This is a genomic window from Dietzia sp. Cai40, from assembly GCF_014145165.1.
In the GTDB taxonomy this organism is placed as follows: Bacteria; Actinomycetota; Actinomycetes; order Mycobacteriales; family Mycobacteriaceae; genus Dietzia; species Dietzia natronolimnaea.
Genome location: NZ_JAALEB010000509.1, coordinates 1 through 23,238 on the forward strand (window position 1 = coordinate 1; position 23,238 = coordinate 23,238).

At 70.4% G+C, this 23,238-nt stretch carries 23 protein-coding genes, 1 tRNA gene and 2 pseudogenes; 16 read left to right on the forward strand and 10 right to left on the reverse strand.

All coding sequences use genetic code 11. The features are described from left to right. Both G6022_RS16515 and G6022_RS16520 read left to right on the forward strand, forming a co-directional pair. Nucleotides 1–255: pseudogene (locus G6022_RS16515) on the forward strand (PIG-L family deacetylase); the annotation flags it as partial. Further along, nucleotides 252–821: a class I SAM-dependent methyltransferase gene (locus tag G6022_RS16520; RefSeq protein ID WP_179525794.1), complete on the forward strand. Its 570-nt coding sequence runs from the start codon at nucleotides 252–254 to the stop codon at nucleotides 819–821. The pseudogene G6022_RS16515 and the gene G6022_RS16520, both read left to right, overlap by 4 nt. 33 nt (nucleotides 822–854) lie before the next feature. Here G6022_RS16520 and G6022_RS16525 read toward each other — a convergent pair whose 3' ends face one another. Then, nucleotides 855–1,493: a TetR/AcrR family transcriptional regulator gene (locus G6022_RS16525; RefSeq protein WP_182640021.1), complete on the reverse strand. Its 639-nt coding sequence runs from the start codon at nucleotides 1,491–1,493 to the stop codon at nucleotides 855–857. A gap of 115 nt (nucleotides 1,494–1,608) precedes the next feature. Between G6022_RS16525 and G6022_RS16530 the strand changes: the two genes are divergently transcribed. Further along, a complete protein-coding gene (locus tag G6022_RS16530) occupies nucleotides 1,609–2,181 on the forward strand; it encodes a DUF308 domain-containing protein (protein WP_182640020.1) in 573 nt (190 codons plus the stop codon). Nucleotides 2,182–2,206: 25 nt separating this feature from the next. Here G6022_RS16530 and G6022_RS16535 read toward each other — a convergent pair whose 3' ends face one another. Together G6022_RS16535 and G6022_RS16540 are read right to left on the reverse strand one after the other, a co-directional pair. Continuing rightward, entirely contained in the window at nucleotides 2,207–2,878 is a 672-nt protein-coding gene (locus G6022_RS16535; RefSeq protein ID WP_241730788.1) for a TetR/AcrR family transcriptional regulator, read from the reverse strand. 79 nt (nucleotides 2,879–2,957) lie between these two features. Next, complete coding sequence (locus G6022_RS16540) at nucleotides 2,958–3,827, reverse strand: chromate transporter (RefSeq protein WP_347238203.1); 870 nt, start codon at nucleotides 3,825–3,827, stop codon at nucleotides 2,958–2,960. Between the two features lie 119 nt (nucleotides 3,828–3,946). On the opposite strand from G6022_RS16540, the gene G6022_RS16545 reads away from it, so the two are divergent. After that, nucleotides 3,947–4,021 (forward strand) — tRNA-Gln (locus tag G6022_RS16545). A gap of 18 nt (nucleotides 4,022–4,039) precedes the next feature. On the opposite strand, the gene G6022_RS16550 is transcribed toward G6022_RS16545, so the two are convergent. Next, the gene (locus G6022_RS16550) at nucleotides 4,040–4,201 is read right to left on the reverse strand and encodes a hypothetical protein (protein WP_179525797.1); all 162 of its coding nucleotides are present in this window, start codon (nucleotides 4,199–4,201) and stop codon (nucleotides 4,040–4,042) included. Then, nucleotides 4,198–6,003, reverse strand: coding sequence for a thiamine pyrophosphate-requiring protein (locus G6022_RS16555; protein WP_182692061.1), 1,806 nt, complete (start codon nucleotides 6,001–6,003; stop codon nucleotides 4,198–4,200). Before G6022_RS16555 ends, G6022_RS16550 begins: the two co-directional genes overlap by 4 nt. A 185-nt stretch (nucleotides 6,004–6,188) precedes the next feature. On the opposite strand from G6022_RS16555, the gene glmU reads away from it, so the two are divergent. From glmU to G6022_RS16575, 4 genes are all read left to right on the forward strand, one after another. Then, on the forward strand, nucleotides 6,189–7,649 hold the full coding sequence (glmU, locus tag G6022_RS16560) for a bifunctional UDP-N-acetylglucosamine diphosphorylase/glucosamine-1-phosphate N-acetyltransferase GlmU (RefSeq protein WP_182640019.1): 1,461 nt from the start codon (nucleotides 6,189–6,191) through the stop codon (nucleotides 7,647–7,649). 17 nt (nucleotides 7,650–7,666) lie between these two features. Further along, a complete protein-coding gene (locus G6022_RS16565; protein ID WP_179525800.1) occupies nucleotides 7,667–8,644 on the forward strand; it encodes a ribose-phosphate diphosphokinase in 978 nt (325 codons plus the stop codon). A gap of 1 nt (nucleotide 8,645) precedes the next feature. Then, on the forward strand, nucleotides 8,646–9,005 hold the full coding sequence (gene arsC, locus G6022_RS16570; RefSeq protein ID WP_179525801.1) for an arsenate reductase (glutaredoxin): 360 nt from the start codon (nucleotides 8,646–8,648) through the stop codon (nucleotides 9,003–9,005). A gap of 262 nt (nucleotides 9,006–9,267) precedes the next feature. Then, nucleotides 9,268–9,900 carry a 50S ribosomal protein L25/general stress protein Ctc gene (locus G6022_RS16575; RefSeq protein ID WP_179526307.1) on the forward strand — a complete coding sequence of 211 codons (633 nt, stop codon included), beginning with the start codon at nucleotides 9,268–9,270 and terminating at the stop codon, nucleotides 9,898–9,900. Between the two features lie 156 nt (nucleotides 9,901–10,056). Here G6022_RS16575 and G6022_RS16580 read toward each other — a convergent pair whose 3' ends face one another. Further along, nucleotides 10,057–10,674, reverse strand: a complete 618-nt coding sequence (locus G6022_RS16580; protein WP_182640018.1) for a LysE family transporter — start codon at nucleotides 10,672–10,674, stop codon at nucleotides 10,057–10,059. Nucleotides 10,675–10,741: 67 nt separating this feature from the next. Between G6022_RS16580 and G6022_RS16585 the strand changes: the two genes are divergently transcribed. Beyond that, the gene (locus tag G6022_RS16585) at nucleotides 10,742–11,638 is read left to right on the forward strand and encodes a LysR family transcriptional regulator ArgP (RefSeq protein ID WP_179525803.1); all 897 of its coding nucleotides are present in this window, start codon (nucleotides 10,742–10,744) and stop codon (nucleotides 11,636–11,638) included. 82 nt (nucleotides 11,639–11,720) lie between these two features. Continuing rightward, nucleotides 11,721–12,320 (forward strand): aminoacyl-tRNA hydrolase, encoded by a 600-nt coding sequence (gene pth, locus G6022_RS16590; RefSeq protein ID WP_179525804.1) that lies wholly within the window; start codon nucleotides 11,721–11,723, stop codon nucleotides 12,318–12,320. Between the two features lie 90 nt (nucleotides 12,321–12,410). On the opposite strand, the gene G6022_RS16595 is transcribed toward pth, so the two are convergent. Further along, nucleotides 12,411–12,866 (reverse strand): DUF6508 domain-containing protein, encoded by a 456-nt coding sequence (locus tag G6022_RS16595; RefSeq protein WP_182640017.1) that lies wholly within the window; start codon nucleotides 12,864–12,866, stop codon nucleotides 12,411–12,413. A gap of 278 nt (nucleotides 12,867–13,144) precedes the next feature. On the opposite strand from G6022_RS16595, the gene G6022_RS16600 reads away from it, so the two are divergent. From G6022_RS16600 to G6022_RS16615, 4 genes and pseudogenes are all read left to right on the forward strand, one after another. Then, complete coding sequence (locus G6022_RS16600; RefSeq protein ID WP_347237875.1) at nucleotides 13,145–14,752, forward strand: peptide chain release factor 3; 1,608 nt, start codon at nucleotides 13,145–13,147, stop codon at nucleotides 14,750–14,752. 271 nt (nucleotides 14,753–15,023) lie between these two features. Then, a pseudogene (locus G6022_RS16605) lies at nucleotides 15,024–15,488 on the forward strand (transposase); the annotation flags it as partial. 70 nt (nucleotides 15,489–15,558) lie between these two features. Beyond that, nucleotides 15,559–16,842 carry a family 1 glycosylhydrolase gene (locus G6022_RS16610; protein WP_182692063.1) on the forward strand — a complete coding sequence of 428 codons (1,284 nt, stop codon included), beginning with the start codon at nucleotides 15,559–15,561 and terminating at the stop codon, nucleotides 16,840–16,842. 9 nt (nucleotides 16,843–16,851) lie between these two features. Further along, nucleotides 16,852–18,522 carry a serine hydrolase gene (locus G6022_RS16615; RefSeq protein ID WP_182640014.1) on the forward strand — a complete coding sequence of 557 codons (1,671 nt, stop codon included), beginning with the start codon at nucleotides 16,852–16,854 and terminating at the stop codon, nucleotides 18,520–18,522. 61 nt (nucleotides 18,523–18,583) lie between these two features. On the opposite strand, the gene G6022_RS16620 is transcribed toward G6022_RS16615, so the two are convergent. The 3 genes from G6022_RS16620 to ppk2 form a co-directional block, all read right to left on the reverse strand. Next, nucleotides 18,584–19,717 carry an AI-2E family transporter gene (locus tag G6022_RS16620; RefSeq protein WP_182640013.1) on the reverse strand — a complete coding sequence of 378 codons (1,134 nt, stop codon included), beginning with the start codon at nucleotides 19,715–19,717 and terminating at the stop codon, nucleotides 18,584–18,586. A gap of 54 nt (nucleotides 19,718–19,771) precedes the next feature. Then, nucleotides 19,772–20,815, reverse strand: a complete 1,044-nt coding sequence (locus tag G6022_RS16625) for an enoyl-CoA hydratase/isomerase family protein (protein ID WP_182640012.1) — start codon at nucleotides 20,813–20,815, stop codon at nucleotides 19,772–19,774. Nucleotides 20,816–20,929: 114 nt separating this feature from the next. After that, nucleotides 20,930–21,823: a polyphosphate kinase 2 gene (gene ppk2 / locus G6022_RS16630; protein ID WP_241731278.1), complete on the reverse strand. Its 894-nt coding sequence runs from the start codon at nucleotides 21,821–21,823 to the stop codon at nucleotides 20,930–20,932. Nucleotides 21,824–21,905: 82 nt separating this feature from the next. Here ppk2 and G6022_RS16635 point away from each other — a divergent pair, with 82 nt between their 5' ends. Continuing rightward, nucleotides 21,906–22,457, forward strand: coding sequence for a TetR/AcrR family transcriptional regulator (locus G6022_RS16635; RefSeq protein ID WP_179525812.1), 552 nt, complete (start codon nucleotides 21,906–21,908; stop codon nucleotides 22,455–22,457). Continuing rightward, nucleotides 22,454–23,176, forward strand: a complete 723-nt coding sequence (locus G6022_RS16640) for an HAD hydrolase-like protein (protein ID WP_182652844.1) — start codon at nucleotides 22,454–22,456, stop codon at nucleotides 23,174–23,176. Before G6022_RS16635 ends, G6022_RS16640 begins: the two co-directional genes overlap by 4 nt. Nucleotides 23,177–23,238: the final 62 nt, after the last annotated feature.

Here is a 23,238-nt window from a genome sequence, read left to right on the forward strand (position 1 = left end):
GCCGCCACCGGTGCCCGGCTCGTCGAGTACCCGGTGTGGGCCTGGCACTGGGCCGCACCCGGGGACCCGCGGGTGCCGTGGGCGCGGCGCCGCCGGGTGGTGCTCACCGACCACGAGCTCGCCGCCAAGCGGGCTGCCGTGTCCGAGTTCGTCACCCAGGTCGCGCCACTGTCCGACCGGAGTGGTGACGAGGCGATCCTGCCGGACTGGGTCCTCGACCGTCTGGTCACCCGAGAGGAGACGGTGTTCTGGTGAGCACTCCCGGCCACTACTTCGAGTCGATGTACTCCGACTCGTCGGATCCCTGGGACTTCGCGACCGCCTGGTACGAGCTGCGCCGCTACGGGCTGATAGTGGCGTCGCTGCCCGAGCAGCGGTACCGGGTGTGCTTCGAGCCCGCGTGCTCGGTGGGCGTGCTCACCGAGATGTTGGCCGCGCGCTGCGACGAGGTCCACGGGGTGGACGTGGTCGACACCGCCGCGGAGGAGGCCCGCCGTCGACTCGCCCGCGCCGGGGTGACCACCGCCCATGTCCGTACCGCCGACGCGCTCGACCCGTGGCCGCGCGCCACCTGCGACCTGCTGGTCCTGTCGGAGTTCCTCTACTACACCCCGGTCGCGGAGCTGGACGGGCTCCTCACCGGGCTGCTGCGGCTGGTCGAGCCGGGCGGGACGGTGGTGGCCTGTCACTGGCTGGGCCGATCCCCCGACCACGCCTGCACCGGCGAGGACGTCCACGCCGCGCTGGCCGAGCGCGGCGATCTCACCCTCCTGGCGCACCACCGAGAGGAGGGCTTCCTCCTCGAGGTCTTCCGCCGCTGACCCCACGATCGCTCGTCTCACCGCGTCCTGCGATCAGGACCCCGCGGCCTCCGCCTGCTCGACGAGGTGCACGATCGCCTCCGCGTGCAGCCGGAACAGCGCTGGCACGTCGGCGTCCCCGGTCAACGACGCGAGGAAGATCCCGTCGCCACCACCGAGTGCATACGTCGCCACGAGCCGCGCGTCCGCGGCAGCCAGCTCTGGCCGCACGAGTGCGAGTTCCTCCGCGATCCGTCCTATCGCCTCCCCGCGCAGCCGCAGGTAGATCTCGCGGGCCGCCGGCTCCACGGGGCGCCGTTCCAACGCCAGCATCAAGACCAGTCGCAGGAAGTCCGGCGACTCCGAGAACGTCCTGGCCACCCCCAGGCACAGATCGGTCACCCGCTCGGCGAGCGAGTCCCCCTGGCCCCGGGTCACCTGGCCCAGCCACAGCTCGATGCTCTCCTCCACCACAGCGGCCAGGAGGGCGTCCTTGTCGGCGAAGTGCCAGTAGATCGAACTCGCGGGGAGACCGCTGACCTTGCTGACCTGCGCGATGCTGGTCCCCTCGTACCCGCGCTCCCCGGCCACCGCAGCGGCGGCCTCGAGGATCCTCCGTCTGGACTCGCGACCTTTCGTCCGCGTGCGCCTGCTCCCGCTCACCTGGTCCCCCACGGTCCCCTCCTCGGCCATGCTGCCTCCCGGTCCTGTGTCCAGCGCCTCATTGTCCGTGCGTGCCCGGAGTTCTACTGTAGTGATCACTACACTATCGCGATGGCGAGAGGCCACCGCCCGAAAGGTGGACGACATGATCGATTCCCTCACCCGCAACTGGTGGGTTCAACTGATCCGCGGAGGGCTGGCCCTCACGCTCGGCGCCACGGCACTCGTCGCTCCCGGGTCCGATACGGGCGCCGGCATGACGCTCGCCGTGTTCCTGGTGGCCGCGTTCGCGATCGGCGACGGCGCCATGACCGTCACCACCGGGCTGGCCCTGCCGGGCGAGCACCGGGGCCGGGGTGGACTGATCGCCACCGGCGCCGGTGTCATCGTGCTCGGGATGGTCGTGTTGTTCTGGCCCGGACTGTCCGCCACCGCGCTCACGCTGGTGTTCGCCGCCTGGCTCGTGGTCTCGGGGGCACTCGTGTCCTACGGGGCGCGGACACTGCGTCACGAGATCTCGGACTCGTGGATCATGGGCGCACTGGGGGCGGTGCTCATCGCGCTCGGCATCGGCCTCGGCCTGGTCGGCCCCTCGACCATCGGCACGTTCGTGGTCTTCGCCGGCTGGTTCGGGCTGGCCGTGGGCGCCGTCATGGTGGCCGTCGCGTTCAGGCTGCGGGCAGATGTCGGGCGTCTGCCCTCGCCGGCCATGGCCTGAACCCCGCGCCGGTCGCGGGGATGCGCTACGGCCGACCCGGCCCCGGGCGCAGATCGCGGCCGACCAGGGCCCCCTCAGGGTTGCTCGGCCCGGTGTACTTGTCCCGCACCTCGGCCTCGAGGGTCGGCCTCGGGTCGAGGTGGGAGAGCCCGTTGAAGCACAGGTTGACGATGTGCGCGGCGACCTCCTCCTTGGGCGGGGTGCGCACGTCCAGCCACCACTGCGCGGTACCGGACACCATTCCCACCAACGCCTGCGCGTACACGCTCGCGGTGACGGGGTCGAAGCCCCGGTTCACGAACTCCTCCTCGAGGATGTACGTCACGCTCGCCGTCGCGTCGTTGAGCAGGGTGGAGTACGACCCCCCGGGGGCCGTCGACGACTCGCGGACCAGGATCCTGAACCCGTCGGTGCGTTCCTCGACGTAGCGCAGCAACGCCATGGCGGCGCGCTCGATCCGGCGCCGGGACCCCTCGCCCTGCAGGGACTCGGTGATCTCGGCACCGAGGTACGCCAGCTCGCGGTCACACACCACGGCGTAGAGGCCCTCCTTGCCGCCGAAGTGCTCGTAGACCACCGGCTTGGAGACCCCGGCGACAGCCGCGATCTCCTCCACCGTCGCGGAATCGTAGCCGTACTCCGCGAAGATCCGGCGGCCCACCTCGACCAGCTGCTGCCGTCGCTTGGCCGCCGTCATCCTGGTTCTCGGAGCCGGAATGGCCTCGCCCGTCATCATCAACCCTTTCGCCCGTCCCCCCGAGACTAGACGGCCCCGCTCACAGGGGGATCAGCAGACTGGCCGGGCCCAGCAGGGCGCACACCCCGAGCACCCGCAGGATCGGCCAGCGCAGGACGAAGGTCAGCACGAGCGCGACAAGGGTGATGCCCACTGCCACGGGGTTCACCGACGCGGCGTCGGGAATGGTGATCCGGAGAGGACCCCAGGTCCAGATGCTGGTGGCGGTGAACAGGGTGTTGAGTGCGAAGTAGAGCGCGAGGTTGGCGATCACCCCCACCACGGCAGCGGTGATGCCCGCGAGCGCGGCCGAGATGGCCACGTTGTGGCGCAACCGCTCGACGTACGGCGCTCCCAGCAGGATGAACAGGAAGCTCGGGACGAAGGTGACCCAGGTGACCAGGAGGGCTCCCAGGGTCGCGGCGACCCAGGGGTCGAGACCCCCGGGGTTGCGGTAGGCGGCCAGGAATGCGACGAACTGCACCACCATGATCAGCGGCCCCGGGGTGGTCTCCGCCAACGCCAGTCCGCGCACCATCTCCCCCGGCGCCAACCATCCGAAGGTCTCCACCGCCTGTTGGGCGATGAAGGCCAGCACCGCGTACGCACCGCCGAAGGTGACCAGGGCGGAGAACGAGAAGAACAGTCCCTGGGTGGTGAAAATGCTGTCGGATCCGAAGATCACGGTCACCGCCGCGATCGGCGCCGCCCACAATCCGAGCCCGATCGCCAGGATCCTCACCAACCGACCGGAGCTCGGCCGGTCATCGTGGAGCGCATCGTCGGAGATGACGGGGGCGGTCTCGTCCTGGTCACCGTCACCCTGAGGCGGGTGCGCGAAGTCCGGGTCGCGGCGCGAGAGCAGCCAACCGGCGAGAGCGGCCACGGCGATCACCACCGGGAACGGCACCGCGAACAGGGCGAGCGCGGCCGCCGCCGGACCCCTTCGTGACCCCCGCCGCTCCAGCAGGTCCGCGCCACCGGGCGCCGGGAGGTGTGCCAGACTGTTACCGACCCGGTCAGGGTCGTTCCCCCGTGGTGTAATCGGCAACACTTCTGATTTTGGTTCAGATATTCCAGGTTCGAGTCCTGGCGGGGGAGCCACCGGCCCCCTCGCGGATCTCAGCCCATCCCGCCGGAGATCGCGAGCGCCAGGACGAGCAGCAGGATCGCCACGATCGCCAGAACGGCGAGCACGGGTTGGCGCCGGTTGCGCGGGGTGCGGACCTCCTCCTCACCCTGCTGGGTGACGGACTGGGGGTCGGGCTCGTTCGCTCCGGTCATGTGAACCTCTCCTCTTCGATTCGGGCGTACTCCTCCAGCAGTACCAACCCGTGGCGTCCGGCGTCGCCTTCCGCCCGCAGGCCCTCGCGCATCGACCCGAGCATCTCCCGGCCGTGGGGGAAGGGCGGCAGCAGCGGGACGTCGGGGTCGGTGACCGCCTCGATCACCGTGGGCCGGTCCGCCGTGAACGCCGCCTCCAGCGCGGCGTCGAGCTGGTCGGCATCCTCGACCCGAACCCCGCGCAGCCCCAGCAGCCGGGCGTAACCGGCCATGTCGAACGCCGGGACGTCCTGCGAGGGCGCGAACCGCGGGGCCGCCTCGGTCTCCCGCTGCTCCCAGCTCACCTCCGCCAGGTCGCCGTTGCACAGCACCACCACGACCATCGTGGGGTCGTCCCATCCGGGCCACGCCTCGGAGACGGTGATCAGCTCGTTGATCCCCAACATCTGCACGGCCCCGTCGCCGGCCAGCACCACGACGGGCCTGGCCGGGGCGGTGGCCTTGGCGGCGATCGCGTACGGGATGCCGCACCCCATCGACGCCAGCGTGGACGACAGGTGTGCCGGGACCGAGGTCGGCAGGTCCATCTGCCGGACGTAGTGGTACACCGAACTGCCCACGTCCACGGCGAGCCGGGAGTCGTGCGGCATGTGACGGCACATTCTGCGCGCCACGAGCTCCGGGTTGAGGCCGCGGGCCGGCACCTCCGCGCGTTCGCGGGAGATCTCGCGCCACCGCCCGACCCATTTCTCCACCTCGCCGCGCCACGCGGACCGGTCACGCTCCCCCACGCGCTCGGTCAGCGCGCGCAGCGCCACCGCGGCGTCACCGACCAGCCCCACCTCGACGGGGTAGCGGTTGGCCAGGTGGGACGGGTCGAGGTCGATCTGCACGGCCCGCGCCTGCCCGGGCACCGGGTAGAACTCCGTCCAGGGATCGTTCGATCCGACTATCAGGAGGGTGTCGCAGTTCTGCAGGATGCGCGCGCTCGCCGTCGTCCCCAGGTGCCCCATCGTCCCACCCACCAGAGGATGGGACTCGTCGACGTACGGCTTGCCCAGGAGGCTCATCGTCACCCCGGCGTCCAGGGCCTCGGCCAGGTCCATCAGCTCCTGCCGGGCCCCGGCCATGCCGCGCCCGGCGAGGATGGCGATGCGCTCCCCCGCGTCCAGCAGCTCTACCGCGCGGGCCACGTCGTCCTCGCGCGGCGAGACCACCCCGTGCGTCCACTCGGGCGCGGTCACGACGACCCCGTGCTCCTGACCGTCGTCCCCGGCCAGCTCGGGCGCCGGCGCGTTCTGCACGTCATGGGGGATCACCACCACGACCGGGGTCCGGTGCGTCAGGGCGGCGCGGAACGCCCGGTCGATCACCATCGGCAGCTGGTCGGCGGCGACGACGGTCTGCAGATAAGGCCCGGCCACGTCGGCGAACACGCTGCTCAGGTCGATCTCCTGCTGGTAACCGGAGCCGAGCACGCCCGTGTGCTGCTGCGCCACCAGCGCCACCACCGGGACGCTGTCCAGCTTGGCGTCGTACAGGCCGTTGAGCAGGTGCACGGCACCCGGGCCCTGTGTGGAGTTGACCACTCCCACCCCGCCCGAGTACTTGGCGTCGGCCACCGCCATGAACGCCGCGGACTCCTCGTGCCGCGCCCGCATGAACCGCGGTGCCACGTCGGACCGCTGCAGCGCGCCGAGTATCGGGTTGTTCCCGTCCCCGGCGTATCCGTAGATCCGTTCCACATCCCAGGCGACCAGTCGTTCGACGACGAGGTCGGCCACCGTCTTGTCGTGGGTCATCTGTGTCCCCTCTCCGATTGACGGCCCTGATGGTGGGCCCCACCGTAGGGGCCGCACAGGCGGGCCTCCACCGGTACCGCGCAACGACGTGGTCCCCGTCAGACCCAGCCCTTATCCTTTCGGGGACGGTCCGCTCGCCGGACGCGAACCCGACACCGGCACGCCACGCCGCCCGAGGAGACTTGATGACGACACCCGACACCGACCGCTCGCAGACCGCGGTCATCGTCCTGGCCGCCGGTTCCGGCACCCGGATGAAGAGCGCGACGCCCAAGATGCTGCACCGGGTGTGCGGCCGGACGATGCTCGGGCACGCGCTGCACGCCGCGGCCGGGATCCACCCGGAGCAGATCGTCGTGGTGGTGGGGCACCAGCGTGAGCAGGTCGGGGCCGCGGTCGCCGAACTCGCCGTCGACCTGGGTGTCCCGGTGACCACCGCGGTGCAGGAGGAGCAGAACGGCACGGGCGACGCGGTGGCCGCGGGCATGGCCGCCCTGCCCGCCGATTTCTCGGGAACGGTGCTGGTCACCACTTCGGACATCCCCCTGCTGGACGCGGACACCCTCCGCGAGGTGGTCACGCGCCACGACCTCCGGCCACGCGCCTCGGTCACCATCCTGACCTCCACGGCCCCCGACCCCACGGGGTACGGGCGGATCGTGCGGAACGACGACGGCGAGGTGCTCAGGATCGTCGAGCACAAGGACGCCTCGGACGACGAACGGGCGATCGACGAGGTCAACTCCGGCATCTACGCCTTCGACGCCCGCGTCCTGCGGGAGAAGCTGGGCGAGCTGGGCACCGACAACTCGCAGGGCGAGTTGTACCTGACCGACGTCATCCAGTTGGCGCGTCAGTCCAACGGGCTCATCCGCGGCCACCGTGTCGAGGACGCCGATCTGGTGGCCGGGGTCAACGACCGCGTCCAGCTGGCCGGGCTGGCCGCCGAGATGAACCGCCGCCTGTGTGAGACGGCCATGCGCGCCGGCGCGACGATCGTCGATCCGGGCAGCACCTGGGTGGACGTGGACGTCCACATCGGCCGGGACGTCACCATCCTGCCGGGCACCCACCTCACCGGCTCCACCGTGATCGGCGACGGCGCGACCGTCGGACCCGACACCACCCTGCAGGACACCACGGTCGGCGAGGGCGCGAGCGTCGTGCGCACCCATGCCGTCGGCGCGAGCATCGGGCCCGGGGCGGAGGTCGGCCCGTTCGCCTACCTGCGTCCGCAGGCGGAGCTCGGCGAGCGCAGCAAGATCGGCACCTTCGTGGAGGTCAAGAAGTCGAGCATCGGGGCGCACACCAAGGTCCCGCACCTGACCTACGTGGGCGACGCGACCATCGGGGAGCACACCAATATCGGGGCATCCAGCGTCTTCGTCAATTACGACGGGGTGAACAAGAACCGTACAGTGATCGGCGATCACTGCCGCACCGGTTCGGACACCATGTTCATCGCACCGGTGACCGTCGGAGACGGGGCCTATTCGGGCGCGGGTACCGTGATCAAGAACGACGTCCCGCCCGGGGCCCTGGCGGTGTCCGGCGGACGACAGAGGAACATCGACGACTGGGTGATCGAGAACCGACCGGATTCCGGCTCGGCCGAGGCCGCCCTACGTACCCGGAACGACTCCTAGAAGGACGGACTCACCGAGTGAGCGAGTGGATCGACAACCAGAAGAACCTGATGTTTTTCGCGGGGCGTGCGCACCCCGAACTCTCGGATCAGGTCGCCGCCGAGCTGGGGATCGAGGTCACCCCCCAGACCGCCCGCGACTTCGCCAACGGGGAGATCTTCGTCCGCTTCGAGCAGTCTGTCCGCGGCTGCGACGCGTTCGTGCTGCAGAGCTGCCCGGCGCCGCTGAACAAGTGGATCATGGAGCAGCTCATCATGATCGACGCCCTCAAGCGCGGCAGCGCCAAGCGGATCACGGCCGTGCTGCCGTTCTACCCGTACGCGCGGCAGGACAAGAAGCACCGTGGTCGTGAGCCCATCTCGGCCCGCCTGATCGCCGATCTGCTCAAGACCGCCGGCGCCGACCGGATCATCACGGTCGACCTGCACACCGACCAGATCCAGGGCTTCTTCGACGGCCCGGTCGACCACATGCACGCCCAGGGCCAGCTGTCGGACTACGTGCGGGAGCACTACGGCACGGACAACATCTGCGTGGTCTCCCCCGACGCCGGCCGCGTCAAGGTGGGCGAGAAGTGGGCCGACGCCCTCGACGGTGCGCCCCTGGCGTTCGTCCACAAGACCCGCGACCCCAACGTGCCCAACCAGGTCAAGTCCAACCGCGTCGTGGGTGACGTCGAGGGACGCACCTGTGTGCTGATGGACGACATGATCGACACCGGCGGCACCATCGCCGGCGCCGTCAAGGTCCTCAAGGACGCCGGTGCCGGCGACGTGATCATCGCCTGTACCCACGGTGTCTTCTCCGACCCGGCGGCCGAGCGGCTGGCCACGTGCGGGGCCAAGGAGGTCATCACCACCGACACGCTGCCGATCCCGCCGGAGAAGCGGTTCGACAACCTCACCGTGCTGTCCATCGCCCCGCTGCTGGCCCGGACCATCCACGAGGTCTTCGAGAACGGCTCGGTGACCAGCCTGTTCAACGGGAACGCCTGACATGTCCGCGGACGCCGCGGGTCGCGCCACGATCTACCACAACCCGCGCTGTTCGAAGTCCCGGCAGGCGCTCGACCTGCTGCGCGAGCGGGGGGTCGAGCCGACTGTGGTCAAGTACCTCGACACCCCGCCTACGGTCGCCGAGCTCCGCACCCTCATCTCCGATGCCGGGCTGACGGTGCGGCAGGCCGTGCGGGTCAAGGAGGCCGAGTTCACCGAGCTGGGTCTGCTCGAGGCCTCGGACGAGGAACTGCTCGAGGCGATGGTGGCGCACCCCCGGCTCATCGAGCGGCCCTTCGTCGTCACCGGCAAGGGCACCCGCCTGGCGCGGCCCACCTCGGCCGTCGAGGAGATCCTCTGACGGTTGGGGTGGTCGGAGTGACCCGGGCCCCGGCGTGACCCGGAGCCCCGGGGTACCCGACGTGATTTGGGGGCGGGGCGCCGCGCCGCTAGGCTGATCGGGTCATCTCGGCGAGGGAGGGCCCTGCAGGGGCCACTCCGTTATCGACGCGATCATTGTCGGTGTGGTCCCCGGTGGGCCGCCCCGGGCGATCGTCTCGGTCGCCGGGGAGGTCTCCCGCCCGCAGAGCGCACGCGCGCTCCCCACCGACAGAAGGTTCACCATGGCCAAGGAAATCAACAACCTCAAGACCACCATCCGCACCGAGTTCGGCAAGGGCTCCGCCCGCCGCGCCCGTCGTGAGGGCCAGGTCCCCGCGGTGCTCTACGGCCACCACACCGAGCCGCGCCACCTCCTCCTCAACACCCTGGAGTTCGCCGCGGTGCTGCGTGCACACGGCACCAACTCGCTGCTCACGCTGGACATCGAGGGCGAGGAGCAGCTCGCGCTGCCCAAGCAGATCGACGTGCACCCGCTGACCCGCGTCATCGAGCACACCGACCTGCTGGTCGTGCGCAAGGGCGAGAAGGTCACGGTCGAGGTCTCCGTCACGGTCGTCGGCGACGCCGCCCCGGGCACCCTCGTCACCCAGGACGCCAGCTACGTCGAGATCGAGGCCGACGCCACCCTCCTGCCCGAGGGCTTCGAGGTCTCGGTCGAGGACGCCGAGGCAGGCCTCCAGATCACCGCCGCCGACATCGAGCTCCCCGCCGGCAGCACCCTGGTCTCCGATCCCGAGACCCTGATCGTCAACGTGATCGAGGCGCCGACCGAGGCGGACCTCGAGTCCGAGGAGGAGGCAGCCCCCCAGGGTGAGGCCGCCGAGGACGCCGCCCAGGCCGCCGAAGAGGCGTGATCCCCCTCGCCGCGGCCTGAGCTGCGGCGACACCGCCCGCGGGCCCGCTGCCGACCATCGAGTCGGAGCGGGCCCGCGGTCGATTCCGGAACCCCTCGTCCGGACGCACCGGCCGGCTGGTCCCGACCGCAGTCGAGACCTAGCCGCAGTCGAGACCTAGCCCCGAATGAGGCCGACGGCCAGGACGACCATCATCACGGCGATCCCCGCGTCCAGCACCCGCCACGCGCCGGGCCTGGTGAACACTCCGCGCAGGGCCCTGCCCCCGAAACCGATCAACGCGAACCATGCCGTGCCGGCGAGGAACGCCCCGGCCGCGAACACCCAGCGCAGATCCCCCGCCTGCTGGTTGGCGAGGGTCCCCAGGAACACCACGCTGTCCAGATAGGCGTGGGGGTTGAGCCAGGTGAACGCCGCGCACGCCGCCACCGCGCCCAGGGTCGAGGGGATCCGTGCGTCGCCGTCCACCTGCAGCCCGCTGCCGGGGCGCAAGGCGCGGGATGCGGCAAAGGCGCCGTAGGCCAGCAGGAACACCACCCCGAACCACTTCATCACCGTGATGGCGGCGGGCGCGGACTCGACCAGCGCCCCGACCCCGGCCACGCCGAGCAGGATCAGGGCCGCCTCGGACAGGACGCAGAAGATCACGATCGGGACCATCGCCACGTCGCCGCGGATCGAGCGTTGGAGGACGTAGGCGTTCTGTGCGCCGACGGCGGCGATGAGCCCGAGGCCCATCCCGGCGCCCATGAGAAGCGTGGAGGTGGTGGTCACGTCCCCACGCTAGGGTCGCGATGGATGTAGCGCTACTACAGTTCCTTGGCTAGCATTAGCCTCACTTATGGACGCACTTCACCTGGACCAGCTGCGCACCCTCGTGGCCGTCGTCGACCTCGGTTCGTTCGACGCGGCCGCCACCCACCTCCACCTCACGCAGTCCGCGGTGTCCCAGCGGATTCGAGCGCTGGAGGACTCGGCCGGCCGAATCCTGGTCCGCCGCGACCGCCCGGTCACGGCGACCGACTCCGGCGAGACGGTGCTCCGGACCGCACGGCAGATGCTCCACCTCGAGGAATCCCTCTCCCGCGAGTTCGACGGAGCGGGCACCCCGACAGAGCACGTGGTCCTGGCGGTGGCGTGCAACTCCGATTCGCTGGCCACCTGGTTCCTCGACGCCATGACCGAGGTCCACTCCTCGGGCCGGGTGGTCTTCGACCTCCGCCGCGAGGACGAGTCGTTGTCCTCCCAGCTCCTCCGGCGGGGCGAGGTGATGGCGGCGGTGACCAGCGAGTCCCGACCCGTCCAGGGGTGCCGGTCACTGCCGCTGGGGTCGATGCGGTACCTCGCGTGCGCCAGTCCCGGGTTCGTGGCCCGGCACCTGCGGGACGGTTCGCCCACGACCGCGCTGGGCCGAGCCCCCATCGTCGACTTCGATCGCAGCGACGCCCACCAGAACCACCACTACCGACGGTTGGCCCGCCGCGAACCGACCGGGCCCCGACACTTCGTGCCCAGTTCGCACGACCACGTCCGGGCCATCGCCGCCGGGTTGGGCTGGGGCCTGGTCCCCGAGCGACTGGCCACACCGTGGCTGGTCTCCGGCGAGCTCGCCGAGGTCTCCCCCGACCGCCCCCTCGACGTCCCTCTGTTCTGGCAACACTGGAGACTCCAGTCCCCCGACCTCGACGCCCTGACGGCGGCGGTGCTCGAGACGGCCCGGGCCGAGCTGCAGGCATGACGGCCCGAGCCGGAGCGGAGGCGAGCGGGTGGAGCGGCGACCGACGGGAGCGGCGACCGACTCCGTCTGGGACCATGGGTCCGTGAGTACCGCTGACGCCCCCGGACCCAGACTCGTCGTGGGCCTGGCCAACCCCGGTCCCGACTACGAGGGCACCCGACACAACATCGGCTGGGACGTGCTGGTGGAGCTCGCCTCCCGCGCCCTGCCCATGCCCGCGAGCTTCTCCACGCACAAGCGGACCAACTGCGAGGTCGCCCAGACGCGGTTGGCCGACCAGGCCGTGGTCCTGGCCCGTCCGCGGAGCTACATGAACCTGTCCGGGGGCCCCGTCGCGGCGGTGGCGAAGTACTTCTCCGTCGCCCCCACCGAGGTGATCGTGGTGCACGACGAGATCGACATCGATTTCGGTCAGGTCCGGCTCAAGCGTGGCGGGGGCGAGGGCGGGCACAACGGCCTGCGCTCGGTGACCAGCGCCCTCGGCACGCGCGACTACATCCGCGTCCGCGCGGGGGTCGGCCGGCCACCGGGTCGCATGGCGGTGGCGGATTACGTCCTCAAGCGCTTCTCTAAGCTCGAGCAACCCGACGTGCCGTTCCTGGTCCAGGACGCTGCCGACGCCGTCGAACTGCTCCTCACGCACGGGCTGGAGACCGCCCAGAACCAGGTCCACTCCGCGTGAGCCGTCCCCGGCGGCTGCGACGTGACGCCGCTCTGGGCGCGGGGGCACTGACGGGCCGGAGCAGGAGCGCACGACCGGCTCGTGGGGCGATCACATGTCGTACAGCTCTCCCAGCCGGTCGAGGAGCGCCACGAGCGCGCCGTTCTCCAGCGACGCCGCGACCTCACCCTCGCTGAACCTCTCGGACCGCATCATCCAGGTGAGCAGCGCGACGGTCAGCTCCTCGTCGGAGTCCCGGGCCAGCGCTACGAGATCAGGTGCCTGGTTGCCCATACCGTGCCCACCACGACGTTCCAGCGTCCGCCGGTACTCGACATCGGTCAGCGCTCCCCCGTTGCAGACCTCCATGACCTTCTCGGTGTCGCGGTCGTAGATCGGGTAGCGGATGTTGAAAGAGCCGTTCTCGTTCCGATCTCCCCCCGCCCACACGACCGCGCGGACACCGCGCAACCGCTCGATCGCCGGGAGAAGGTCGCGCAGCGCCGCCCTCCGCTCCTCGCGCACCTGTCCGTCCTCGACTGCCGATCTGTCCCTACTCGCGCTCATGCCCGTCTCCGCTCCGGCGCCGTCCGGTGACGCCGCCACTGCGCACCGTAGGCGCCGGGTCCGACAGCGCGCCCCGTGTGACCTCGCCTTTCGCGCGCGTCCGCCGGCTCCGGGCGGCGCACTGGCGGATTGGGTGCTCGAACGTGCACGGACGTACCCTGGGATGACGACGGCGAGGGCCGCCGGAGCACCGAGGAGGACGCGTGACGGAGACCGCCGAGGACACCGGGACGACCGGGCAACCCGCTGGTCCCGACGGGTCCGGGGCCCACGCGAACGTGCGCTCCGAAGTCGCGCGACGCCGCACCTTCGCCGTGATCGCCCACCCGGACGCCGGCAAGTCCACGCTCACCGAGGCGCTGGCGCTGCACGCCCGGGTCATCACCGAGGCCGGAGCCGTCCACGGGAAGTCCGGCCGTCGGTCGACCGTCTCCGACTGGATGGAGATGGAGAAGGCCCGCGGCATCTCCGTCAGTTCCACTGCGCTGCAGTTCACGTACAAGCCGGCCGGGTTGCCGGAGGACGACGACCCCTATGTGATCAACCTCGTCGACACCCCCGGCCACGCCGACTTCTCGGAGGACACCTACCGCGTCCTCACCGCCGTGGACGCCGCGGTCATGCTCATCGACGCCGCCAAGGGCCTCGAGCCGCAGACGCTCAAGCTGTTCCGGGTGTGCAAGCACAACGGCCTGCCCATCATCACGGTGATCAACAAGTGGGACCGGCCGGGGCAGGCGCCGCTGGAACTACTGGACGAGATCACCGAGCAGATCGGCCTGGTCCCCACCCCGCTCTTCATGCCGGTCGGTATCGCCGGCGACTACCGGGGCCTGCTCCGTCGCGGCCCCGACGGGGCGCCAGAGGAGTACATCCACTTCACCCGCACCGCCGGCGGCTCGACCATCGCCCCGGAGGAGCACTACGACCCGGCCGCCGCCGCCGAGCGCGAGGGCGATGTCTGGGAGACCGCCGTCGAGGAGTCCGAACTGCTCTCGGCCATGGGGCAGGACCACGACCAGGAGCTCTACCTGGCGGGCGAGACCAGCCCGGTGATCTTCGCCTCCGCCATGCTCAACTTCGGCGTCCACCAGATCCTCGACGCGTTGGTCGAGCTGGCACCGTCGCCGCACGCGTGGGACACCGTCACCGGCGCGCCGCGTGAGACCTCGGACCCGTTCTCCGCCGTCGTGTTCAAAGTGCAGGCCGGCATGGACGCCGCGCACCGCGACCGGCTCGCGTTCATGCGCGTGGTCTCCGGCGAGTTCGAGCGCGGCATGGTGGTCACCCACGCCCAGTCCGCCAAGCCGTTCACCACGAAGTACGCGCTCACCGTCTTCGGCCGCGACCGCACCACCGTCGAGACCGCCTACCCGGGCGACGTGGTGGGCCTGGTCAACGCCACCGCGCTGGCCCCCGGCGACACCCTCTACACCGGTAAGAAGGTCCAGTTCCCGCCGATCCCACAGTTCGCCCCCGAGCACTTCGCCGTGGTCCGCGCGCACTCGCTGGGCAAGTACAAGCAGTTCCGCAAGGCCATCGACCAGCTGGCCGCCGAGGGCGTGGTGCAGATCCTGCGCAACGACACCCGCGGCGACGCGAACCCGGTCATGGCGGCGGTCGGGCCCATGCAGTTCGAGGTGGTGACCGCCCGCATGAAGACCGAGTTCAACGTCGAGGTCGTCGTCGACAACCTGCCCTACTCCATCGCCCGCCGCACCGACGCCGCCTCGGCCGACGAGCTCGGCCGCCAGCGCGGAGTGGAGGTGTTCCAGCGCACCGACGGCGAGCTGCTGGCCCTGTTCGGCGACAAATGGCGTCTGCAGTACATCAGCAAGGAGATGGATCACCTCACCATCGAACCGCTGGTCGCCGACACCAACTGACCCTCGAGTCACACACGCCCCACCGGGCCCGCGAAAGCTCTGAACAACCGTCCAGAACTTGCTCGGATAGGGCTCGGAACGGCCCACCCTTGGTTAACCCCGGTGATTCACGGGGATCTGCGGATCGCTGGGCGAAAATAGACCGAAGTGCTTCCTGAACAGGGGAAACTGGGACTTGTCTAAGGTTCCATGTTCTCCAGCAGAAAGCACTCGGTAGTTGAAGCTTACTTCGTGGTCGGCCGGGCTGTCCGTTACTGCTGATGGTGTCGGGGTGGTCTCTCATGCCGGGGCCATCGCTCCGCGCCTTCTGGCTGATCAGGTCGGTCTGACCGCCGCGCTGTCAGGGGCCATGGCCCGCCGCCGGTTCATCCCGATCCACGACCGCGGCCGGGTGCTGATCGACGTCGCGGTGATGCTGGCCGATGGCGGCGAGTCCATCTCAGACATCGGCGTCCTGCGCCACCAGTCTGGCGCCCTGGGCCCGGTGGCCTCGGCGCCGACAGTGTGGCGCACACTCGATGAGGTCACCGCCGGCAAGCGCAAGAAGATCCAGGTGGCGCGGGCTCAGGCACGGCGGCACGTGTGGTCCCACCTGCCCGGCGGGGTGCCCGCATCCAAGTGCGCGGGCCGGGACCTGGGATCGACGATCGTTCTCGATGTGGACGCCACCATCGTGGTCACCCACAGCGAGAAGGAGAACGCCGCGCCGACGTACAAGCGCACGTTCGGCTACCACCCGATCGGCGTGTGGTGCGACAACACAGAAGAGTTCCTCGCCGCGAGCCTGCGGCGGCGACACCCCGGCCGTGGCGTGCGATCACTACCACCGCCACGCCGAGGACGTCCGCGACCTGGCCGCCCTGGGCGTCGACGACTACCGGTTCTCGATCTCCTGGTCGCGGGTCCTGCCCACCGGGCGCGGGCAGGTCAACCGGCCCGGCCTGGACTTCTACTCGCGGCTCGTCAACGACCTCCTGGCGGCCGGGATCCGCCCGGTGCCCACCCTCTATCACTGGGACCTTCCCCAGGCCCTGCAGGACGAGGGCGGCTGGCTGAGCCGGGACACCTCGCAGGCCCTGGCCGACTACACCGCCGTGGTGGTCGACGCCCTCGGCGACCGCGTCACCCGCTGGCTCACGCTCAACGAGATGAACGTCCACACCCTCTACGGCCACGGACTCACCGATCACGCGCCGGCGCTCGGGATGGGACTGGACTGCCTGCCCGTGGCCCACAACCTGCTCCGCGCACACGGTCTGGCGGTCGGGGCGATCCGTGCCGCCGGCCCCCGGCACGAGGTCGGGGTGGTGCAACAGCACTTCCCCGTCATCGCCGCGACCGACTCCCCGGAGGACGTCGGGGCCGCCGAGATGTTCCGCATCCTGACCAACTGGCTGTTCTCCGATCCGGTCCTCCGGGGCGCCTACCCGGAGGACTGGGTGGCCGAGCTCGTCATGACCACCGCCGGCCTGACCGCCGACCAGCTCGAGCAGGACCTCGTCGTCATCGCGAGCCCCCTCGACCACTACGGCGTCAACTACTACGAACCCACGGTGATCGAAGCCCCCCGCGAGGACACGGACTACTCCGGGGTCCTCGAGGTCGACTTCCCGGAGGACATGCCGTTCCGCCCCGTGCGGATCGAGGGTGTGGAGCGGACCGACTTCGACTGGCCCGTCGTGCCGTCGGGTCTCACCGACATCCTCACGACACTCCACGAGAGGTACCCGGGGTTGCCGCCGGTGACGATCACCGAGAACGGGTGCTCGTACCACGACGGCCCCGGAGCGGACGGGGCCGTCCACGACGAGCGCAGGATCGACTACCTGCGCGCGCACCTGGCGGCGGTGGTGGACGCGGTCGACGCCGGCGTGGACGTGGAGGGGTACTACGTGTGGTCGGCGATGGACAACTTCGAATGGGCCGCCGGGTACGCCGAGCGCTTCGGTCTGGTGCACGTGGACCACACCACCCTCACGCGGACCCGCAAGGCCTCCTGGTACTGGTATCGCGACCTGATCGCCCGGCACCGGGAGCGAGTCGCAGGCTTTGGTCCGACACGGGCCTCCGGGGCGCATCCGGCGGTCTAAGCTGGGCAGATGACCACCGATTCGGCCACCGGGCGCCGTCGAACTCTGGGCCTTGTCAGCGTGTGCGCGTCCGTCGCGCTCCTCGGTTCGGCGTGCGGGACACCGGTGGCGACACCGGGCCCCGACGAGAGCCCGGCCGCCTACTCGGGCCTCGAGGTGAACGAGGACCGGATCGACTACGCGGTCGGCAAGGTCACCGACATCGTCGAGGAGGAGATGGACGCCTCCGGTATCCCGGGCGCGGCCGTGGCCGTGGTGCACGGCGGCGAGGTGGTCCTCGCGGAGGGGTTCGGCGTCCGTGACACCGGCACGGGCGCCGAGGTGGATGCGCGGACCGTGTTCCCGTTGGCCTCGATCTCCAAGTCGGTCAGCGCCACGGTGGTGGCAGCGGAGAGCGCCGACGGCCAGGTCGACTGGTCCACCCCCGTCAGCGAGTACCTGCCGTGGTTCGAGCTCTCCGATCCGCAGGTGTCCCCTCTCGTGACCGTCGGCGACGTCTTCGCGCATCGCTCCGGGCTCCCCGAGCACGCGGGCGACGACCTCGAGGACCTGGGCTACGACCGACCCGCGGTCCTGCACGGGCTGCGCCACCTGCCGCTCACTCCGTTCCGAACCTCCTACGCGTACACCAACTTCGGTCTCACCGCGGGGGCCGAAGCGGTGGCGGTCGCGGCCGGGACGCCCTGGGACGAGCTGGGTCGCGAGCGGATCTTCGACCCGCTCGGCATGACCGACACCTCGTTCTCCCACGACGAGCTGCTCGAGCGGGACAACCGGGCGGTCGGCCACGTGCGCGCCGACTCCCCCGACTCCCCCGACTCCGCGGACCAGAGCGACCCGGACGGGGACTGGGTCCCGGCCGATCCCCAGCGCGACCCCGACGCCCAGGCGCCGGCGGGGGGCCTGAGTTCGTCGGTGACCGACATGGCCGCCTGGATGGCGATGGTGCTCGACGACGGCAAGGGGCCCGGCGGTTCCCAGGTCGTGCCCGCCGAGGCGCTGCGCGAGGCCCTCACCCCGCAGATCGTCTCCTCGCCGCCGCGGGCCGCCGCGGACCGTCCCGGGTCCTACGGCTACGGGTTCAACATCGGTACCAGTTCCTCGGGTCGGGTCCAGTGGAGCCATTCCGGGGCGTTCGCGCTCGGGGCGGGCACCGCGATGCTCATGCTGCCCTCGCTCGACCTGGGGATCATCACGGTGACCAACGCCTCGCCGAGCGGGGTGGCGGAGACGATCAACGCCAGGTTCGCCGACTACGCCCAGTACGGCGACCCCACGCTGGACTGGCGGGATCTGTTCGGCCAGGCGTTCGCGTCACTGCTCGACCCGGTCGGGGACCTGGTGGACGCGACCCCGCCCGCCGATCCGGCACCGTCGAGGGACCCGGCCGAGCTGGTCGGGACGTACCGCAACGACTACTTCGGGACCCTCGAGGTCAGAGAGTCGGAGGACGCGCTGGAGATGACCGTCGGCGGCGCCGCCGCCTGGCCACTCGACCCCTGGGACGGCGACACGTTCGCGGTCGAACCGCGGAGTGAGAACTGGCCGCCGGGGTCGCGGGGTTCCGTGACGTTCGACGACGACGAGGTCACCGTCGAACTCCTGGACGGCAACGGTCTCGGGACCTTCACCAGGGCGCCCGCCGGGGACGAACCCGGCGATCCCGGATCCCCCGACTGACCGCGGGCGTCCGCCGCCCCCGGCGCAATCGGAGCCCCCGAGCCCGGGCCCGCAGGGAGGGTCAGCGCGGTGCCGGCAGCTTCCCGGCGCGCCGCCGGTCGCGTTTGGCATCGGCGTCGGGAGTGGTCATGAACGTCGAGAACCACGTCATCCGGGGGTCGGCGTCCACGAGGAAGGCCTTGACCGCGAGGGTCAGCGGCACGGCCAGGATCGCGCCCAGAGCACCGGCCACCGACGCCCAGAACACCAGCGAGAGGAACGTGACGGTGGGGGTCAGCCCCACGGCGTCGCCGGTGAACTTGGGCTGGATGAAGCTCTGGATCACCAGGTTGATCACGCTGTAGATCACCACCACCCAGATGGCGTCGACCGGTCCCCCGGTCAGGAGCGCGAACAGCGCGGGTGGCACGAGGCCCAGGACGAAGCCGATGTTAGGGATGTAGTTGGTGACGAAGGCCAGGACGCCCCAGACCAGGGCCAGCGGCACACCGATGATCATCAGTGCGATCACGTCGATGACCGCCACGATGAGACCGAAGATCGTCGAGACGATCCAGTACGACTTCACACCGTCGGTGAACGAGCTGAGGGCGTCCGCCAGCCGGGGCCGCTGGCGCGCGATCACCGCCCGACGGCGGGTGATCCCCGGTACGTCGAACACCAGGAAGGTCAGTGCGATCACCAGGACGGTGAGCTGCCCGCCCGCCGAGGACAGCTGCCCCGCCACGTTCTGGACGGTGCCGATCACGGTGCCGGGGTCGACTCCCGCCAGGCTCGAGGAGACCTGGTCCTCGCTCACCCCGAACCGTCCGAGGAACTCGATGGTCTGCTCGTACAGTTCGACGAACTTGTCCTGGTAGCGCGGGATCTCCTCGGCGGCGATCCACAGCGCCCACACGAGCATCCCCACCAGCGCGGCCAGCAGGAGGTAGAGCACCAGCAGGACGATGATCATCCCGCCCCACCTCGGCAGGCCGGCACGCTCGAGCAACCGCTGCAGCGGCTGGGCGGCGATCACCAGGTTCAGGGCGAGGAAGGCGGGCATGACCAGGTTCGCGTGCTGGGAGATCCCCCAGAGCACGACGAACGCGGCGGCCAGGGACACCACGGTGACGCCGGCGATCCCCCAGCCCTTGGGCTCCTCGTGCGGGGCGAGCACATCGGGTTCGCGCGCGCCGTCACCGGTGGTGGTCATGGCCCCTCCTCGACCCGCGCCCCGTGCGCTGGACGCCGATCAGAGTAGACCCTGTCAGCCCCCGGTCAACGCCGAACGAATGGCGTCCACGTGAACGTCGTCGAGGTCGGCGGGGTCCCAGGTGGGGTTGCGGTCCTTGTCGATCACCACGGCCCGGACGCCTTCGACGAAGTCCGGGCGGGCGGTGATCCATCCGCCCAGCGCCAACTCGGCCGCCAGGCACTCTCGCAGATCGCTCGCGGCCGCCCCTGCGCGGAGCAGCTCGATGGTCGCGATGACGGACGTGGGGCAGTGCGACCGCAGCATCTCGAGGGTCGAGGTGGCCCACTCGTCCTGCGCACCGGACTCCAGGGCCGCGACCATCTCCTGCACGGTCGCACGGGAGAAGACGTCCTCGATCCGGTCGATGTGCTTCTCGACCGCGGACTCCCCCGCCGCCGAGTGCTCGAGGCCGTGGCGCTCCAGGGCGGCGTCCAGGCCATCGGACCCGATGGCGGAGACGAAGGCGTCGCGGTCGGCGTCGTCGATCAGATGGGTGGCCAGACCCGTGTAGAGCGCGTCGGCGGAGTTCATCCGGACCCCGGTGGTGCCGAGGTAGATCCCCACCGCGAGGCCCCAGGTCCCGCCGCCGCACAGGCGGGGCAGGAAGTGGCTGGCGCCGACGTCGGGGATGAACCCGATCGCCGTCTCCGGCATGGCCATCATGACCTTCTTGGTGACCACGCGGTGCGAGCCGTTGATGGAGATCCCGAGGCCGCCGCCCATCGCGACGCCGTGGATCACGGCGACGGTGGGCACCCGGTGCGTGTGGTACGCGAGGTCCATCGCGTACTCCTCGGAGAAGAACTCCCGGTTGGTCTGGTGCTCGCCGGCGGCCGCGGCGTCGCGCAGCGCGCGGATGTCGCCGCCCGCGCAGAACGCCTTCTCCGAGGTACTGGTGGTGACGACGGCCTCCACTCCCGAGTCCTGCGACGCGGCATCCAGGGCGGAGTGCAGGGCCCGGCACATGGGCAGGTCGAGGGAGTTCAGTGCCTTGGGGCGGTCCAGGACGATGTGCTGCATCCGGCCTTCTCGCCGGGTGGTGACGAATTCGCTCATGCCCCCAGTGTGGCAGGCCGGTCTGTGCCCGTCGCCGGGATACTAGGAATTCCTACCTAGGCCGCCCCCGCCGCCCCGCCCGGCGTCAGGTCGCCGATCGTGCCCCGCCTCCGGTCAGAGCAGCTCCGACGCCACGTCCGGGACGTACTTGAACTCCTCGCGCGGCGGGCGCTCGTAGCTCGCACCCTCGGGTCGTTCCGGGATCTCGAACGTCGGCGGCTCCAGCTTCTCCCACGGCACGGTGGAGAGCAGGTGCGAGATGACGTTGATGCGCGACCGCTTCTTGTCCTCCGACTCGACCGTGTACCAGGGCGCCTCGGGGATGTCGGTGTGGATGAACATCTCGTCCTTGGCACGGCTGTACGCCTCCCACCGGTTGATGGACTCCAGGTCCATCGGCGAGAGCTTCCACCGGCGCATGGGGTCGTCGTGCCGCGAGCGGAAGCGGCGCTCCTGCTCCTCGTCGGACACGGAGAACCAGTACTTGCGCAGCATGATCCCGTCCTCCACGAGCAGGCGTTCGAAGATCGGCGCCTGGTGCAGGAAGCGGCGGTACTCGTCCGTGGTGCAGAAGCCCATCACTCGTTCCACGCCGGCCCGGTTGTACCAGGAGCGGTCGAAGATCACGATCTCCCCGGCCGCGGGCAGGTGCTCGATGTAGCGCTGGAAGTACCACTGGGTCTTGTGCACCTCGGTCGGGGCGGGAAGCGCGACCACGCGGGCGAACCGCGGGTTGAGGTACTGGGTGATGCGCTTGATCGCCGACCCCTTGCCGGCGGCGTCGCGGCCCTCGAACACCACGACGAGCCGGTTCCCGGTCTCCTTGAGCCAGGCCTGCATCTCCACGAGCTCGGCCTGCAACCGCTCGAGCTCGGCCTCGTACGCCTTCTTGGGCAGTTTCTCCAGGCCGCTGGCGAGTTCCTTCTTCTTCGACCCGTTGTTGCCGCTCTTCGAGGACGTGCTCTTCCCGCTCGAGGTGGCCTTCTTGTCGTCCTTCTTGCCGCTCATGCCCGCGATCCTACGGCCCCGGGCGCACCCGGCCCGGCTCTTCGGATGCGGTCCGCAGCCGGCTCGCGCGATAATGGATGGCGTGAGGTCCCGTGACAGCATCCTCGACGCGACCCGAGCGGTGATCGGGGACGTGGGGTTCGACGGGGTCAATATCGCCGTCGTGGCCAAGCGGGCCGGGGTGAGTCGGCAGACGGTGTACTCGATCTTCGGTACCCGTGAGGAGTTGATCGGCGAGGCGGTCACCGAGCGGTTGACCGCGCTGGTCGGTGCCTACGAGTCCGTGATGGACTCGGCCGACTCTCTGCTCGAGGTGCTGGTGGAGATCGTGATCGAGGCCCGGCGACGCATCCTCGGGGACCCGCTGCTGCGAGCCCTGACGTTATCCGGCGAGGGCAACCCGATCCACCATCCGGGTGCTGTCGACAGATCCCTCGAGTACACAGCCCACCTGCTCGGTCCGGCGATCGAGCGATTCCCCGAGTTCGCCGACCGCATCGACTTCCTCGCCGACGTCGGCGTCCACATCGGCTGGTCGGTGATGGTGCTCGACGATCCCGACTCCCGCTCCGACGCCGACCTGCGGGCGTTCCTCACCGCCTGGCTCGCACCACTGCTGCAGCCGCCATCGTGAGCGCTCTGCTCGTCCTCTGGGACCTCGACCTCACGTTGCTCGACCCCGCCGGGTTCGGTTCGCGGATGATCGCCCCCGCGCTCGCCGAGATGGTCGGCGGCGAGCCCGTCATGGACGTCTCCTTCGCCGGGCGGACCGACCGCGCGATCTGCACCGACCTGCTCGGGCGGAACGGGATCGACCCCCGCGAGGACCTCGTCACCACGCTGCTCCACGCCGTCGCCGAGCGGTGCGAGGCGCACGGGCAGGACCTGCTCGACGCGGGAGGTGGGGCACTCCCGGGAGCTCACGAGGCGATAGCCGCCCTCGCCGCGGTAGACGGGCTGCACCAGGGGATCGTCACCGGCAACATGCGACGGACGGCGCTGCTCAAGCTCCGGGTGTGTGGGTTCGACGGGCTTCCCGATCCGCGGCTCGGGGCGTTCGGGGATCACCACGCCGACCGCGCCGACCTCGTCCGCGGCGCCCTCACCACCGCCCGCGCACGCGGACTCGAGGTGTCCGCTGAGCGCGCGGTGGTGATCGGTGACCACGTCCACGATGTCCGCGGCGCACTCGACGCGGGGGCCCGCTGCGTCGCCGTCGCCACCGGTCGGGTCTCCGCTGACGAGTTGCGATCAGCTGGTGCCCACGCCGTCCTGCCGAGCCTCACCGATGCCGACGCCCTGCTCTCCGCCTGTCTCGCCCACACTCGCGCGCATCCCTCGTCGGCCGATTGACGCTCCCAGCCCCTGCCTCACGCGCACCCCGGCGCGCCCCGGCGCTCCCCCACCCCGCCGCG

Excerpts from the sequence above, each read along its gene's own strand:
- G6022_RS16575 (WP_179526307.1), top strand. The coding sequence starts at position 9,268 with ATGGCCAAGGAAATCAACAACCTCAAGACCACCATCCGCACCGAGTTC.
- arsC (WP_179525801.1), top strand. The coding sequence starts at position 8,646 with ATGTCCGCGGACGCCGCGGGTCGCGCCACGATCTACCACAACCCGCGC.
- G6022_RS16615 (WP_182640014.1), top strand. The coding sequence starts at position 16,852 with ATGACCACCGATTCGGCCACCGGGCGCCGTCGAACTCTGGGCCTTGTC.
- G6022_RS16555 (WP_182692061.1), bottom strand. The coding sequence starts at position 6,003 with ATGACCCACGACAAGACGGTGGCCGACCTCGTCGTCGAACGACTGGTC.
- G6022_RS16585 (WP_179525803.1), top strand. The coding sequence starts at position 10,742 with ATGGACGCACTTCACCTGGACCAGCTGCGCACCCTCGTGGCCGTCGTC.
- glmU (WP_182640019.1), top strand. The coding sequence starts at position 6,189 with ATGACGACACCCGACACCGACCGCTCGCAGACCGCGGTCATCGTCCTG.
- G6022_RS16620 (WP_182640013.1), bottom strand. The coding sequence starts at position 19,717 with ATGACCACCACCGGTGACGGCGCGCGCGAACCCGATGTGCTCGCCCCG.
- ppk2 (WP_241731278.1), bottom strand. The coding sequence starts at position 21,823 with ATGAGCGGCAAGAAGGACGACAAGAAGGCCACCTCGAGCGGGAAGAGC.
- G6022_RS16535 (WP_241730788.1), bottom strand. The coding sequence starts at position 2,878 with ATGACGGCGGCCAAGCGACGGCAGCAGCTGGTCGAGGTGGGCCGCCGG.
- G6022_RS16625 (WP_182640012.1), bottom strand. The coding sequence starts at position 20,815 with ATGAGCGAATTCGTCACCACCCGGCGAGAAGGCCGGATGCAGCACATC.
- G6022_RS16530 (WP_182640020.1), top strand. The coding sequence starts at position 1,609 with ATGATCGATTCCCTCACCCGCAACTGGTGGGTTCAACTGATCCGCGGA.
- G6022_RS16550 (WP_179525797.1), bottom strand. The coding sequence starts at position 4,201 with ATGACCGGAGCGAACGAGCCCGACCCCCAGTCCGTCACCCAGCAGGGT.
- G6022_RS16595 (WP_182640017.1), bottom strand. The coding sequence starts at position 12,866 with ATGAGCGCGAGTAGGGACAGATCGGCAGTCGAGGACGGACAGGTGCGC.
- G6022_RS16525 (WP_182640021.1), bottom strand. The coding sequence starts at position 1,493 with ATGGCCGAGGAGGGGACCGTGGGGGACCAGGTGAGCGGGAGCAGGCGC.